General features: G+C 30.5%; 11 protein-coding genes and 1 other annotated feature. Of the genes, 4 read left to right on the forward strand and 7 right to left on the reverse strand.

The annotated features are described in order from the left end of the window. Positions 1-330: 330 nt before the first annotated feature. Together MR285_RS00245 and MR285_RS00250 are read left to right on the forward strand one after the other, a co-directional pair. Positions 331-1,260, forward strand: a complete 930-nt coding sequence (locus tag MR285_RS00245; protein ID WP_293557114.1) for an L-lactate dehydrogenase — start codon at positions 331-333, stop codon at positions 1,258-1,260. Between the two features lie 49 nt (positions 1,261-1,309). Continuing rightward, complete coding sequence (locus tag MR285_RS00250) at positions 1,310-1,681, forward strand: hypothetical protein (RefSeq protein ID WP_293557115.1); 372 nt, start codon at positions 1,310-1,312, stop codon at positions 1,679-1,681. A gap of 32 nt (positions 1,682-1,713) precedes the next feature. Here MR285_RS00250 and MR285_RS00255 read toward each other — a convergent pair whose 3' ends face one another. After that, positions 1,714-2,877: a M20 family metallopeptidase gene (locus MR285_RS00255; protein WP_293557116.1), complete on the reverse strand. Its 1,164-nt coding sequence runs from the start codon at positions 2,875-2,877 to the stop codon at positions 1,714-1,716. A 9-nt stretch (positions 2,878-2,886) separates the two neighbouring features. Next, a complete protein-coding gene (locus tag MR285_RS00260) occupies positions 2,887-4,284 on the reverse strand; it encodes a YfcC family protein (RefSeq protein WP_169969474.1) in 1,398 nt (465 codons plus the stop codon). Positions 4,285-4,457: 173 nt separating this feature from the next. Between MR285_RS00260 and MR285_RS00265 the strand changes: the two genes are divergently transcribed. Together MR285_RS00265 and MR285_RS00270 are read left to right on the forward strand one after the other, a co-directional pair. Then, positions 4,458-5,351, forward strand: coding sequence for a LysR family transcriptional regulator (locus tag MR285_RS00265; RefSeq protein ID WP_293557117.1), 894 nt, complete (start codon positions 4,458-4,460; stop codon positions 5,349-5,351). Between the two features lie 254 nt (positions 5,352-5,605). Beyond that, positions 5,606-6,817, forward strand: a complete 1,212-nt coding sequence (locus MR285_RS00270) for a hypothetical protein (RefSeq protein WP_293557118.1) — start codon at positions 5,606-5,608, stop codon at positions 6,815-6,817. Positions 6,818-7,039: 222 nt separating this feature from the next. Here MR285_RS00270 and MR285_RS00275 read toward each other — a convergent pair whose 3' ends face one another. From MR285_RS00275 to trpS, 5 genes are all read right to left on the reverse strand, one after another. After that, positions 7,040-7,843, reverse strand: coding sequence for a C39 family peptidase (locus MR285_RS00275; RefSeq protein ID WP_293557119.1), 804 nt, complete (start codon positions 7,841-7,843; stop codon positions 7,040-7,042). A 462-nt stretch (positions 7,844-8,305) separates the two neighbouring features. After that, positions 8,306-8,806, reverse strand: coding sequence for a hypothetical protein (locus tag MR285_RS00280; protein ID WP_293557120.1), 501 nt, complete (start codon positions 8,804-8,806; stop codon positions 8,306-8,308). Between the two features lie 696 nt (positions 8,807-9,502). Beyond that, complete coding sequence (locus MR285_RS00285) at positions 9,503-10,798, reverse strand: folylpolyglutamate synthase/dihydrofolate synthase family protein (RefSeq protein WP_293557121.1); 1,296 nt, start codon at positions 10,796-10,798, stop codon at positions 9,503-9,505. Beyond that, a complete protein-coding gene (locus MR285_RS00290; protein ID WP_293557122.1) occupies positions 10,795-13,446 on the reverse strand; it encodes a valine--tRNA ligase in 2,652 nt (883 codons plus the stop codon). The genes MR285_RS00285 and MR285_RS00290 overlap by 4 nt, the downstream gene beginning before the upstream one ends. A gap of 59 nt (positions 13,447-13,505) precedes the next feature. Continuing rightward, positions 13,506-13,707: a binding site (T-box leader), on the reverse strand. Between the two features lie 118 nt (positions 13,708-13,825). Next, positions 13,826-14,818 carry a tryptophan--tRNA ligase gene (gene trpS, locus MR285_RS00295; protein ID WP_293557123.1) on the reverse strand — a complete coding sequence of 331 codons (993 nt, stop codon included), beginning with the start codon at positions 14,816-14,818 and terminating at the stop codon, positions 13,826-13,828. Positions 14,819-14,821 lie beyond the last annotated feature (3 nt).

A 14,821-nucleotide genomic window follows, 5' to 3' on the forward strand; every position in this document is an offset into this window, starting at 1 on the left:
TTTGTCCTCTTTCAAAATCGCTTAAATGTTTATTTTTTCTTGAATTTGTTGTAGTATTATTATATTCCATAGTTATCACCTTTTGGTTTTGTTTTGTGGTAAATCAATTATACCAAAGGTGATAAGCTATGGAATTTTTTAGTTCAATTTCATTATACAATTAGCCAAAACTTTTTACAATTTACATAAAATTTAATTTTATTTTTAATTTTAATGTATTATAATATTAAATCAAAAGATAATGGTTTTTTTAATTTAGATAAATTTTGTATGGTTTTTTAAAATATACAATCTATAATCCACAATGGGACTATATCAAGGAGGAAAAAGATGAAACTAGGAATAATAGGAGCAGGATCTGTTGGAGAAATTGTTGCTTATACTTCTGCTTTAAGAGGAATAGCAACTGATATTATTTTAAATGATGTAATAAAAGAAAAAGCCATTTCTCAGGCAATTGACCTTAATGACGGAAGACCTTTTTACCCAAAGGATGTGAAATTTAGAGCTGGAGAATATGAAGATATGAAAGACAGGGATGTTGTTGTAGTATGTTCTGGCAAAATTCCTGAAAAAGACAGACTCCAAGAACTTGATGGAAATAAAAAGGAAGTTGCAAATTTTACAAAGAGGATTGTTAATGCAGGTTTCAAAGGAATTTTTGTAGTTGTTACAAATCCCGTTGATATTATTACTTATGAAATTTATAAAGTTTCTGGTTTTGATGAAAAAAGAGTAATTGGATCTGGTACTGCTCTTGACAGTGCAAGATTAGAAGTTGTAATTGCAAATAAACTTGGTATCTCTCCAAAATCTGTAAATGCAACTGTCTTAGGCGAACATGGCGAAAGTCAGTTTGTCCCATGGTCTCAAGTAAAAATAGATTCCCTTACTATTGATAAGTACGAAGAGATACATCCAGAACTTTTTAAAAATTTCAATAGAGATGAAATAGAAGATGAAACACGTAATCGTGGTTGGGATATCTTTACAGGAAAAGGTTCAACACAATATGGTATAGCAAATACAGTTAATAACATTATCCAAGCAATAGCAAATGACGAGAAAATTATTTTAAAGGGTTCTTGTCTTCTAAGTGGTGAATATGGACTAAATGATCTTTATATTTCAACTCCAATAAAAATCGGAAAAGATGGAATCGAAGAAAAGTTAGAATTAAGTTTAACTGATAAAGAAATGGGTAGGTTAAAGAAAACGGCAGATGTAATAAAAAAACATATAGAAGTTTTAAATTTGTGATTTAGAAAGAGTGATTTTTTTGAATTTTAAAGAAAAAATGAGGAATTTTATGATTGGAAGATATGGACAAGATGAGTTGGGCAAATTCATTTTGTCTCTATCTTTAATTCTTTTAATAATTAATTTATTCACAAAAACTGCTGCCCTTTCCTTTGCAGCTTTAACTTTAATAGCTTATTCCTATTATAGAACTTTTTCGCGAGATATAAATGCAAGGTACTCTGAAAATAAAAAGTTTTTAGACAGCATTGAACCTCTGAGAAGAAAGTTTTTCTCATCAAAAAGTAAATATGACAATAGAAAAATTTACAAGTACATAAAATGTCCAAATTGCAAATTAGAAATGAAAGTCCCAAAAGGCAAGGGTAAAATTAGAGTTACTTGTAAAGAATGTGGCAATAAATTTGTAGTAAAAAGTTAAAGCTTCCCAAGATTTCCTTAGGAAGCTTTTTATTACATTTTTGATTTGTATTCTTCGAAATCTTTAATTGATTTTTCAATCAACTTTGGATCTTCAATTAAATCATAAACTGTTGTCGCAATAATTTTTGCACCATATTCTACACAATCATGTGCTTCTTTAGCCTTACCTAAGTCTAAAAATTCTTGTGAGTGTGAAGATGTGCCTTCTGGTACAAAGGCAATTCTCGCACAGGAACCAGGCATTAGATATGTTACATTTCCAAAATCTGTTGATCCTGTTTTTTCTCTTGCCCCTTTTATTCTTGGTGCTCCAAGTTCTTCTGCATTTTTCATTATCAAGTCGTTTAGAATATAAGCTGGTATTTTTGATTCCAGTCTTCTATCTTCTTTTATTTCATAAGTTGTTCCAGTCATAAGGGCTGCCCCTTTTACTATATTGTCAAATCTTTCTACAACTTCATCTAAATATTTTGAGTTATAAGATCTCAAAGAGAAGTGCCCCTCCGCTTCACTTGGAACTACATTTGCAGGTCCTGGAAGTGTTTGTACTGTGTAGTGCATTCTCGTGTCCTCTTTTACGTGCTCCCTTAAAAATTCTAGTCCTTGAAATGTTAGAAGCAACGCATCAAAGGCTGATCTACCTGCTTCTGGTTTTAATGCTGCGTGAGATGCTTTCCCAAAAAATTTTACAAATCTTGATGACAATGCCATTGATTTTACATCCACTTGTGTAGCTGGACCAGCGTGCATCATAAGGGCTATGTCAATATCTTTTATATATCCTTCCTTTAACATTATCATCTTTCCTCCTCCGCCTTCCTCGGCTGGAGTTCCATAAACAATTAGATTAAAGGGAAGATTTTTTATAGCATTTTTTATTGCCACTGCGGCACCAATTATTGAAGGTCCTTGCATTTGATGTCCACATCCATGGCCCATAGGAAGTGCGTCGTATTCGCATAAAAGTCCAATATTGTATTTTGCATCACCATTAGAATATTTTGCTCTAAAAGCTGTGTCAAGACTTCCCAAACCTCTTTCTACAACAAATCCATTTTCTTCAAGATAGTCTTCTAGTAAATTGCTTGCAAAGTGTTCTTCAAAACACAATTCTGGATTGTCATAGATTTTATCTGACATTTCAAATAATTTTTCTTTTATTTCATCTATTTCTTTTACTATTAAATTTTTCATTTTTCTCCTTTACATAGGTCCCAAATGAATGACTTGAGCTCCAATCATTAATATTGATCCAACTAAAACCCAAATTCCAAATAATTTGCCCATAAAAATCATCCATTTATCGTATGGAATATCTGTTGCTCCTAAAATTCCCATTAAAGCCGTTGAAGTTGGAAGGATGTAATTACAGAATCCATCTCCAAAGTTGAAAGCTAGAACTGCAGATTGTCTAGTAATTCCAATTGTATCTGCAAGTGGTGCAAATATTGGCATAACCGCTGCCGCTTGTCCACTACCTGATGTTATAAACATATTTACTATTATATTTACAATAAACATAACAGGTCCCTTTAATAGATGTGGGAAAAAGTTAAGCCAACCTGTCATTGCGTGAATACTTGTATCCATAATTTTCCCTGCATCAAGAACTCCTGAAACTGTTCTTGCAAGCCCAATTATAAGAGCAGCTCCTACCATCTTTTTAGCACCTTCTACAAAGTATTTTGCTATTTCTGATGGACTAAATCCAGCTGCAAGTCCTGCGATAATAGATAACCAAACAAATACTACTGCCGTTTCTTCTAATTTCCATTTTAATTTTACTCCACCATAGACTATAACTCCTAAGGCTGCAAATAATGTTAAAATAACTAACCACTTTCTTGCATTCATTGGAGAGTTAAATTCATCGTGAGAATCAGTGTCTTTAATCCTTATTTTGTCTATTTCATACATAGGGCTTAATTCTGGATTCTTTTTAACTTTTAGAGCATATTTTACTAAATACAAATTTGTTACTATATAAAACACTAGGAAACAAAATGCTCTATAACTTAATCCTGAATAAGGTGGAAGTCCTGCAATTTCTTGCGCAACTATTGTTGTACTTACATTTAATGTTCCTGTTGAAAATCCAACTGCTCCTCCAAGCAAAATTATTGAAGCTCCCACAATGGAATCAAATCCCATTGCTAAAGAAATCATAACCATTATTGGAGCAAATCCTATAAAAGTATTAACGCCTTGAGTAGTACATATAAGTCCAAAAATAAAAGTTAAAATCGGAATAAATAGATATTCTTTACTTTTAGTCTTCTTTGATACTGCTCCAATAAGTGATTGCAATGCTCCACTCATTGTAATGATGTTAAAAGACGCTCCTGAAAATAATATTAAAAATATTAAAGTTGCAGCTTTATTAAATCCATCTAGTCCAATATTAAAAATCTTTAAAGGATTTACTGGACTTTTTTCTACATAATGAAAAGTTTCGGGATCGATTACTTTTACACCTTGAGCATTTTTCACCCTTTCATAAGCACCAGCTGGAATAATCCAAGTTAATGCAACTGCACACAATATAATTACTAAAAGAATTACTAATGTGTGAGGAACTTTCTTTTTCTTTACTTTCTCCATAAAACACCTCATTAATAATAAAATATAAAACCAATTACAACTAGATGTGAAAATTATAAGTAAACATTTTCATCATCTTTAAATTGATATTATCACGTTTTGCTTTAACACAGCAAATACATAATATACTATATCCAGTATATAATTTATGATATAATGTTTGCGGTGATATAATGTTGGATAATAAAAAAATTAATATTTTGAAAACCATAGAAAAATACAAGAGCATAAGCAAAGCGTCTGAAAGATTATACACTGCTCAACCCAATTTAAGTAGATCCCTAAAACAAATCGAAGATGAACTTGGCTTTAAAGTCTTTGAAAGGTCAAAATCTCCCCTTTATTTAACAAAGGAAGGCAAAATTTTATTTGAATACATCGAAAAGTTTGAAGAACTTGAAATAGAAATGAAGGAAAAAATCAATAAATCAAATAATTTAAAAAATTGCTATCTTCGCATAGGCGCACTAACTTTTATGTCTCAATATATTATTCCAAACATTGTTCCAAAATTGATGGACCTTTATCCAAATTTGGAGTTAAGCCTTACAAAATATGATTCTACATCCTTTGAAGACGCACTAATAAAAAATGAAATTGACTTATTTATAACTAATAGAAATATAGATAATAGCAAGCTAAATTCTATTCATTCTTTAAATGACAAAATATATCTCATGATACCGAAAGCAATTTACTGCAAGGGCAAAGATAAACTAGAAGATTATTCTAATGAAACTTTCTTCCTATTAAAACCGCAAAAAAATTTACGCAAATCTGTTGAAGATATCTTTAAGGTTACTAACTTCTATCCTCAAAAAGTCAAACTAACTTCGAGCATTATGGATTCTGTTAGTTTTGTAAGAGCAAATAAGGGTGTTACCTTCATTTATGGCTCATCTATTAGAATGATAAATTCAACTTCTTATTGTAATTTCATAGAAATAAACGGAAATTATGCAACTATAAATGTAATCTACAAAGACTTGTCTTTTAAACCAATTGCAGAAAATTTAAGCAATATTATTAAAAATTATATCTCAAAATTATACATCACACTAAGATAAATAAATGGATTTTTTAGTAAAATTAAAACTCTAACTAATATTCGGCTATTTTACTGATAATAATAAATGTACTTTTGAAATTAGTGCTGTTTATTATTGTTATTTTCCCTTGGATTTTACTAATAATTATTATTACAAATTTATTAAGATTATAAAAATAAGTCTACATTTACCGGATTGTAATTGATTTGTAATTGATTTCCAATAGATTTCTTGTATAATAAGTTTAACTTATATTTTTAGGAGGAATAAAAATGAATAAGAAAATTATATCACTATCTTTAGCAGGAGTTGTGCTTCTATCTACAGCTAGTCCTGTTTTTGCAACTACTGAAGCTAAAGCTGAAGTTAAAGAACCTACTAAGGTAGAAAAAATAGTTAAAGACGCAAAAGAAGCTATGACTGAAACTAAAGATAATGCTAAGGAAAAAGTTAAAGAAGAAAAAGTTGCTCTTACACTTGAAGAAACAAAAGAAGCAATTAAAAAAGAAATCGCTCAAGAAAAGGCTGTTCGTGAATCTGAAGCATACAAAAAATCAGATTTAAAAGTTCAATCTAATTACGAAAATGCAATTGCTGCTGGAAAATCACTTCTTGATGACGATAAAGCTACTCCAGAACAATTTGAAAATGAACTTTTCAATCTTAAAGATGCAGTTAAACAACTTGGCTATAAAGCCGATAAAAAAGTAGAAGAAACTAAAACTGTTGACGTTAAAGCTACTACACAAAAAGTTAAACTTGACGGCAAGGATGTTGTTATATACGGATACAATATTGACGGTTTCAATTATTTCAAACTTAGAGATTTAGCTAGCGTATTAAAAGATACTAAAGCAAAATTCGGCGTTACTTACAAAGATGGCGTTGTTACTTTAACTAAGGGTAGTGACTACAAAGTTGCTGAATCTGACCAAAAAGAAGTTAAAGCTGAATCTAAGGGTATGCTTACTAATGATAAAGTTTTAGTTGGAGATAAAGCTCTTACTGCTACTGCTTACAAGATTGACGACAACAATTATTATAAATTGAGAGATCTTGGCGAAGCTCTTGGATTTGCTGTTGATTTTGATAAAACAAATAACACTGTTTTATTAGCTTCTGAAACTAAAGAAGAAAAAGCTACTCCTACACTTGAAGAAACAAAAGAAGCTATAAAAAAAGAAATTGCTCAAGAAAAAACTGTTCGTGAATCTGAAGAATACAAAAAATCAGATTTAAAAGTTCAATCTAATTACGAAAATGCAATTGCTGCTGGAAAATCACTTCTTGATGACGATAAAGCAACTAAAGAACAATTTGAAAACGAACTTTTTAATCTTAAAGAAGCAAAGGAAAAACTTGGCTTTAAATCAGATAAAAAAGTAGAAGAAACTAAAGCAGCTAAGGAAGATACTAAAGCTAATAAAGAAGAAACTAAGACAGCAAAAGAAGAAACTAAGGCTGTTAAAGAAGAAACTAAATAAGAAACATTGCAAAATATTTTAATGATTTTGTCAAAAAAGCCATGGATTCAAAGAAAATTCATGGCTTTTTATATACTATTTTTATTAAATTTTTAAATGTGTAATGTTAATTTTCTTCAATAAAGCTATATTATAAAAACTAATGCTCAAAAATTATAGACCTAAAATTTAAAGTTACTACTATATTCTCGATTAAAATAATAAAGTCATACTCCCTTTAATTTATTCTTTGCTAATAGCCCATGCTCCCTTTATTTGTTTTTTTATTTTCTCATAATTCCATCTATTTATTGAATTATAAACTGAATTTGGATCATTTAAAATGAGTCTACCTCTATCATCTAAGCCACATGCCAAGAGTATATGTCCCTTATCTGTAAAATATCCGGGACCTAGAGATAAAATTACATAATTCCCCTTCCCAAGTTCCTTTGTTATTTCACTTTTCATAATTCCATGTACATTTACACCTTGAGCATTGAGGTAATCACAAACAAGATTCCACGAGCTCATTCCATCATCCACATATCCATTTTTCTCCGCATACTTTGCAATTTCTTTTGGACTTTTATCTATTCCACATCCACTTAAAGCCATTGATAAAGTAGTTGGCATACATCCTCTTGTAGCGATTAATCCTCCTGCATATTTAGAATAGCCCCAACGCTTATCATATTGAAGATAAAACTTTACAGGATTATTGACGCCAAATTCTTCACTTTTCTTTGCAAGACTTTTGTCGTCCTTTAAATATCCAAGAATAAAACCCAGTGCTTCTTCTCTTTTTGCTGCAAGTTTGACTAAATCGTCTGGCAATTTATTTATATTTTCATAGATATACGCATAATCTTTATTGTCCCTTGCCCTATCTTTTATTACTTTAATACTGCTAGAAAGGTCATCATACCTTTCAAAATTTTCATCGTTCTTTAGATTCACTTCATTTGAATTATTTTCTTTTAAATAAATTCCCCTTGCAAGAAAAATTATTAAAAAAATAATGATTACAGTTCTAATCTTTTTCATATCATCACCATAATCATTATATAAAATCATTTTTACAACTTTATTATAAAGTTCTTACAAATTTACTAAATATTGTAATCGTAATTTAAAATTTTTGCTCTTATTTTAAATCCACTACTATCTTTATTTTACATGATATCATCAAAAATTCTTGTTTCTGTACCTATGTAATAATTATAATGTCTATCTTCATTATAGATTGTAAATTTAAATTCGACACAAGAAGTTTCAATAAATGTCTATGTTCACTATTAAAATTTTTATATGGAAATCTCTGAATTTAAAAAGAAAATTTAGCCTCACAATAATAGCTGTTTTTATACAAGATGCTATGAAATATTATTTACTTTAGTGTATTTTTCATGTTTTTAAATTATTATAAATCTTATAGCACATAAAAAACTTATTTCCTAAGTCATTCATTCTATAAAAAATAGGGAGAATTTAAATTCTCCCTACTTTTTATTTTAATTTCTGTGCTCCGCCTAAACTTTCTAACACATAATTTGTATTTTCATCTATAACTTCTACACTTAATTCTACAGTTTGTGCTTCTTGATTAATTTTTATTCGTTTTTCAAGTTCATGAGCGTTTTCTTTTTGGTCACTACTTGTATTTAATTGTATTTCATCTACTATATTAGAACTATCATCATAAAACTTTAATAATCCTCTCGAAGTAAATACTTTTGATTCTCCAAGTACTATACTGTAGTTTATTTTAGCAGTCCCATCACTGAAAAGAACTATCCTTCCTTCTGCTATGTCTAACGGTACTGATGTATTATCATCTCCATCACTACCCCCTATAATTCCAACACTTGACGCAGAGTCGCCATCATCATTAATATATGTATAAACTGCCCTCACATTAACTTCATTTATTTTTTTTGGTTGATTTAAAAGATATATGAATACACCTAAAAAACAAATGGCTATTAATATTAATATATTTTTTTTCATATTAAAAACCCTCCTTTGTTTTTTTATATGTAAATGATATCGTAGATATAATAACTTGTCAATTTTAATCAAATACTTGAAAATATTTTGTTATATAACTATTATAGCAAGCACAGTAAGTGCATATGCATTTACTAAAAATTGAATAAGAATACCACGAATATATCACTTATTTTTATCCATTTTACTTATTTTGAATATCCTCAAACCCCTAAATTTATAATAATTAAATTCGTCACAAACTCTTATAGTAGTTCCAACATAAACTTGAATATTATCTCAAAAGTGATAGATTATAAAATAATAGAAAATTAAATCATGGGATTTCCGGACGAAATATATAGGATAAATTAAACCTGTAAGTCAAGTTGTTTTACTTGAATTTACAGGTTTTTATTTTTTTATATTTATTAATAATTTTACTAAGGAGGATATTGTTAAAAGTGATTTTCGGAAATATTTATTGTCTTGTGTTGCTTATCTCTTTTTTTCTATCTTATATAATAGCTTAATAATATCCGGGCTATTAATTATCTTCTTGATGTTTTCGTTTTATGTGTTTTTACATATACATATATTCGTGATAGCAAAAGAAATAAAAAATAATGACTATGATTCTAATCTTTTTCATATTATAACCATAGTCATTATATAAAATCACTTTTAAAAATCTATTTCAAAGTTCTTACAAATTTTCTAAATGCTATATTCATAATTTAAAATTTTTGCTCTTGCCTCGCTTACAAAGTAAAGAGACCCTGTGATTAAAATTAAATCGCCCTCTTCATATTTTTCTTTGTAATAATTTATCGCATCTTCCACTTTCATGACTTCTGCCCTTAGTCCATAATCAGATGCCTCTTTTTTTAGTTCTTCTGGATTTGTTCCCCTCTTGTAATCTAAATTTACAAAAATAACTTCATCTGTAAAGCTTGAAATTTCCTCAAGCATTTTTTTATGCTCTTTGTCAGATAAAATTGACATTATGAGAAAAAGTTTTTTGAATTTAAAATTGTCAATTGCCTCTACTAGTTTTTTTATGCCGTCAAAGTTGTGAGCACCATCTAAAATAATTAGTGGGTCCTTTGATACAATTTCCATTCTTCCCTTCCAAGTTGAATTTTTTATTCTTTCCTTTATCTTTTTAAGATCAATTTTTAAAATTCCTCTTTTATTTAGAAGATAAAGTGAATAAATTGCTCCAATGGCATTTTCCACTTGATAATCGCCAATCTGAGTAAGGGAAAATTCTTCCCAATTATCTAAATTTAATTTAAAGTCAATACCAGTTAAATTAGATTTTACAATCTCACTTTCAAGGTTCTTTGTATAATAAATTTCTGCAGATTTTTCTTTTGCCTCCTCATCTATCACTTTGAGGACTCTCTCATCTCTATTTGTAGTTACTACAAGTCCCTTTTCTGTGATTATGCCTGCCTTTGCACTTGCAATTTCTTCAATTGTATTTCCTAGATATTCCATGTGGTCCATGGAAATTGATGTGATTATTGAAATTAATTTTTCACGGCTTGTGAAAATATTTGTGGAGTCGGCACGACCTCCCATGCCGACTTCCAAGATTGCTACATCAACTTTTTCTCTTTCAAAATAAATTATCGCCATAATTGTCAAGAATTCAAATAGGTTTAGTTCGCCATATTCATCAATTATTTCTGCTTCTTTATCAATTATAAATTCGCCAATTTCTGCAAAATCTTCTTGTGAAATTTCTTTATCGCCAATTTTTATTCTATCGCAATATGTTATCAAGTGAGGCGAAACAAAAGAACCAACTTTATAATCTTCTTTTAAAATGTCTTTTATAAAATTAACTGTTGAACCCTTGCCATTTGTACCTGCAACGTGAATTACTTTTAGATTTTTATGAGGCGACCCATTTTTTTCCAAAAACTTTTTTATTCTAGCATTGCCCTTTGACTTAAATTTGCCAATTCTATGCTCAATATTCTTTACAACTTCAAGATATGTCATAGGTTTTTTTCTACCTTTGATATTTGTGCTTCTATTGTTTTCAAAATTTCTTCGTATTTTGTAACTTTTTCTTTTTCTTGCTCAATTAATTTTTCAGGAGCTTTTGAAACAAATCCTTCATTTGAAAGTTTGCCCTTTGCTCTTTTTAATTCAGCCTCTGCTTCTTTTTTATCTTTTTGAAGTCTCTTTAATTCTTTTTCAAAGTCAACAAGTTCCTTTAGCGGAAGTTGGATTTCTGCTTTATCTAAGACAATGGCAATATTTTCTGAATTTTTTCTTCCTTCATCGTCAGTTATTTCAACAGAATTTGAATAACCAAGATTTAGCAGAATTCCCTTCATTTCCTCAAAGATTTTCTTCACTTCGTCGTCCTTTGTGTAGACAATTGTGTTAGATTTCTTTGAATTTTCGATATTCATTTCACTTCTTGCATTTCTAATTTCTCTAATTGCATTTTCAATGTATTCTGTTGCTGCTTCTTCCTCTTCAAATACAAGTTTTTCATTGTATTCTGGCCAGCTAGAAACAATTAAAGCATCCTTTCTATTAGGAAGTGCTTGCCAAATTTCTTCTGTGATGTATGGCATAAATGGATGAAGAAGTTTTAAAATATTCTCTAGTACATATAATAGAACTTTTATTGTGTTTGTTTTTTCTTCAACATCGTCAGAATATAAAACTGGCTTTACAATTTCGATATACCAGTCGCAGAAGTCAGACCAAATAAAGTCATAAATGTCATCGGCAGCAAGTCCAATATCGTATCTCTCTATTTTATCAGTAATTTGCTTTATGACTTTTTGTAATTTTGAAATTATCCACTTGTCTTCGTAATGAAGTTTTTCCACATCAAAGTTTGAATCTTCAATTTCATCAGACATATTCATCATCAAAAATCTTGTAGCATTCCATAATTTATTAGCAAAGTTTCTATTTGCTTCAACTCTCTTTATATAGAATCTCATGTCATTACCTGGAGTATTTCCAGTTACAAGTGTAAATCTTAAGGCATCTGCACCATAATCTCTTATGATATCAAGTGGATCAATTCCATTGCCAAGAGATTTTGACATTTTTCTTCCTTGATCATCTCTTACAAGTCCATTTAAAAGTACATCCTTAAATGGAAGTTTGCCAGTTTGTTCAAGTGCAGAAAATACCATTCTAATTACCCAAAAGAAAATTATGTCGTAACCAGTTACAAGTACATTTGTTGGATAAAAATAATTATATTCAGGTGTGTTCTCTGGCCAACCCATAGTTGAGAAAGGCCATAGTGCAGAGGAGAACCAAGTGTCCAATGTGTCTTGGTCTTGCGTGTAGGTTTTATTTTCATGTCCCTTAGTATTTGATGGATCTTCTCTAGAAATTACAATTTCATCATCGGTGTCAGAATACCAAACTGGAAGTCTATGTCCCCACCAAAGTTGTCTTGAAATATTCCAGTCGCGAATATTTTCTAGCCAATTTTCATAAATTTTTCCAAATCTTTCAGGAATAATATTTAAGTTGCCCTTTCTATATTCTTCAAGAGCCGGCTTTGCAAGTGGTGCCATTTTTACAAACCACTGCTTTGATATAAGTGGTTCTATTACAGTTTTACATCTTTCGCAATGGCCAACAGAATTGTGATGATGTTTCTTGCCAATGTAGAATCCAAGTTTTTCAAAATCTTCAATTATTTTCTTTCTCGCTTCATACCTTTCCATGCCTGCATAAGCACCTGCATTTTCATTTAGATGTCCTTTTCCATCCATAATGACTAATTGACCAAGATTATGGCGAGCTCCAACTTCGAAGTCGTTAGGATCGTGAGATGGAGTGATTTTTACTGCACCAGATCCAAAGTCCATTTCAACATATTCATCGGCGATTATTGGAATCTTTTTATTATCCATTACTGGAATCATTACATATTCACCAACTAAGTCAGTGTATCTTTCGTCCTTAGGATTTACTGCAATGGCAAGGTCTCCAGGGATTGTCTCCGGCCTTGTAGTTGCAATTTCAATTCCGCCTTCTCTATCTGCAAAAGGATATTTGAAATACCAAATATTTGAATCTGTTTCAATGTGTTCCACTTCTGCATCAGAAATTGAAGTTTCACAAGATGGACACCAGTTTATAATTCTATTTCCTCGATAAATAAGTCCCTTTTCGTAAAGTTCAATAAAAACTTCTTCCACTGCGTGAGACAAATTGTCATCAAGGGTAAAACTTTGCCTAGACCAGTCGCAAGAAATCCCCAACTTTTTAAGTTGATTTACAATGTTTCCGCCGTATTCGTGAGTCCATTCCCATGCTTTCTCTAAGAATTTTTCTCTTCCAATATCTTCCTTATTAATTCCTTCAGACCTTAGTTTTTCTACAACTTTTGCCTCTGTGGAAATAGATGCGTGGTCAGTTCCAGGAATCCAAAGTGTAGAGTAACCTTGCATTCTCTTTGTTCTAATTAAAACATCTTGAATTGTATTGTTTAGTGCATGACCCATGTGAAGATTTCCCGTTACATTTGGAGGAGGCATTACTATTGAATAAGGTTTTTTATTCTCGTCTACCTCTGCTCTAAAATAATTATTTTCCATCCAATAGTCGTAGATTTTTTCTTCAAAATCCTTTGGATCATAAGTTTTGTTTAACTCTTTCATTTTTCCTCCTAAATTATATTTGTGAATTTAATTTTTATATAATAAAAGCGCCTTCCATCCATAAGGACGAAAGACGCGGTACCACCTTAATTTTTATTTTTCAATAAACTCTCTATTATCTTTAACGCGATAAACCGTCTCTGGCTACTATTTTCACCAAAGAAGCAAAAAAGCTACAATCGTAAAGTTTATAAAGACTTCTCACCAAATAGTCTCTCTCTAAATATAAATTTTTACAATCCTCTTTTTTATTGCTTGTTTTATTTTTTCAATATAAATCAGTGTAAGCTCCTTTGCCCACCGATTTTTTCTTTATTGTTCACCAAAAACTTATAAAGAGAATACCACAATTAAAACTTTAAATCAATAAAGATTTTGATTATCTAGGTATAAATCCAACTTTTTTATAAACTTTTCTTAGAGTTTTATTAGCTAGATAGCTTGCCTTTTCTGCTCCTTCTTTGTATACAGATTCAAGATAAGCTTTGTCCTCTCTTATCTCTTTAAACCTTTCACGAAGTGGTCTAAGTCCCTCTACTACAACTTCGCCAAGGTCTTCTTTAAATTCTCCATATCCAAGATTTTCATATTTCTTTACGATTTCTTCAGGACTCATGCCAGAGAAGGATGCGTGGATGTTAATCAAATTTTTAAGACCTGGTTGCTCGTCAGAATATCTAAATTCTCCAGAGGAATCTGTAACTGCCCTTTTTATTTTCTTTCTTGTGTCCTCTTCTGAATCTAAAATTAAAACAAAGGCATCTTTATTTGTATCTGACTTAGACATTTTTGATGATGGATCTTTAAGGGACATAATTCTCGCCCCTACTTTTGGCGTCAAAATTTCTGGAATAGTGAAAGTTTCAGAATATCTTGAGTTAAATCTTTGCGCCAAATCTCTTGTAATCTCAATATGTTGCTTTTGGTCTTCGCCCACTGGTACATAAGATGTTTGGTATAATAAAATATCTGCAGCCATTAGTACAGGATAATTTAAAAGTCCTGCTTGCACATCAGTGTATTTTTTGGCTTTATCCTTAAATTGCGTCATCCTTTGAAGTTGTCCAAGACCAGTCATTGTATTTAGTACCCAGCCAAGTTCAGCGTGAGCTGGCACATGAGATTGAATATATATTATACTCTTTTTAGGATCAAGTCCTGCTGCAAGATAAAGTGCAAGAACATCCAAGGTGTTTTTCCTTAGGTCCTTTGGCTCTTGTGCCACAGTTATTGCGTGCATATCAACTATACAGTATAGACAATTGTATTCATCTTGAAGTCCAATAAAATTTTTTAAAGCTCCAATATAATTTCCAATTGTTAGAGAACCAGAAGGTTGAATCCCACTGTAAACTATTTTTTTATCATCCATTTT

This window comes from Peptoniphilus sp. (assembly GCF_022767005.1).
GTDB lineage: Bacteria > Bacillota > Clostridia > Tissierellales > Peptoniphilaceae > Peptoniphilus_A.

Excerpts from the sequence above, each read along its gene's own strand:
- MR285_RS00250 (WP_293557115.1), top strand. The coding sequence starts at position 1,310 with ATGATTGGAAGATATGGACAAGATGAGTTGGGCAAATTCATTTTGTCT.
- MR285_RS00280 (WP_293557120.1), bottom strand. The coding sequence starts at position 8,806 with ATGAAAAAAAATATATTAATATTAATAGCCATTTGTTTTTTAGGTGTA.
- MR285_RS00270 (WP_293557118.1), top strand. The coding sequence starts at position 5,606 with ATGAATAAGAAAATTATATCACTATCTTTAGCAGGAGTTGTGCTTCTA.
- MR285_RS00260 (WP_169969474.1), bottom strand. The coding sequence starts at position 4,284 with ATGGAGAAAGTAAAGAAAAAGAAAGTTCCTCACACATTAGTAATTCTT.
- trpS (WP_293557123.1), bottom strand. The coding sequence starts at position 14,818 with ATGGATGATAAAAAAATAGTTTACAGTGGGATTCAACCTTCTGGTTCT.
- MR285_RS00285 (WP_293557121.1), bottom strand. The coding sequence starts at position 10,798 with ATGACATATCTTGAAGTTGTAAAGAATATTGAGCATAGAATTGGCAAA.
- MR285_RS00265 (WP_293557117.1), top strand. The coding sequence starts at position 4,458 with ATGTTGGATAATAAAAAAATTAATATTTTGAAAACCATAGAAAAATAC.
- MR285_RS00290 (WP_293557122.1), bottom strand. The coding sequence starts at position 13,446 with ATGAAAGAGTTAAACAAAACTTATGATCCAAAGGATTTTGAAGAAAAA.
- MR285_RS00245 (WP_293557114.1), top strand. The coding sequence starts at position 331 with ATGAAACTAGGAATAATAGGAGCAGGATCTGTTGGAGAAATTGTTGCT.
- MR285_RS00275 (WP_293557119.1), bottom strand. The coding sequence starts at position 7,843 with ATGAAAAAGATTAGAACTGTAATCATTATTTTTTTAATAATTTTTCTT.
- MR285_RS00255 (WP_293557116.1), bottom strand. The coding sequence starts at position 2,877 with ATGAAAAATTTAATAGTAAAAGAAATAGATGAAATAAAAGAAAAATTA.